This is a genomic window from Streptomyces sp. NRRL S-87 (assembly GCF_000719335.1).
Lineage (GTDB): Bacteria > Actinomycetota > Actinomycetes > Streptomycetales > Streptomycetaceae > Streptomyces.
In genome coordinates this window covers 1-277 of the sequence record NZ_JOGB01000235.1, presented here as the reverse complement: position 1 = coordinate 277, position 277 = coordinate 1, and the positions used below count along the sequence as shown (strand labels likewise).

Genomic DNA, 277 nt, shown 5'->3' with positions numbered 1-277 from the left:
GTTCCAGGCGCCGACCGGGGAGCCGTAGCGGGAGTTCATGTAGTCCAGACCCCACTTGATCTGGGTGGCCGGGTTGGTCTTCCAGTCCGCACCCGCCGAGGCCATCTTCGAACCCGGCAGCGCCTGGACCAGGCCGTAGGCACCGGAGGAGGCGTTGGTGGCGGAGGGGTTCCAGCCACTCTCGTGCTCCACGATCTTGCTGAAGGCCGCGAACTGCGCCGGGTCCTTGATCATCTGCTGCGCGATCGCCTTCGCACTCGACGGCGCCGCGGCATGC

Annotated in this window: 1 protein-coding gene; it reads right to left on the bottom strand. The window is 67.9% G+C overall.

Features of this window, described 5'->3' with window-relative positions; all coding sequences use genetic code 11:
* On the bottom strand, positions 1-277 hold a 277-nt coding region (locus IF43_RS0135875; protein WP_030211371.1), incomplete at both ends, for a transglycosylase SLT domain-containing protein.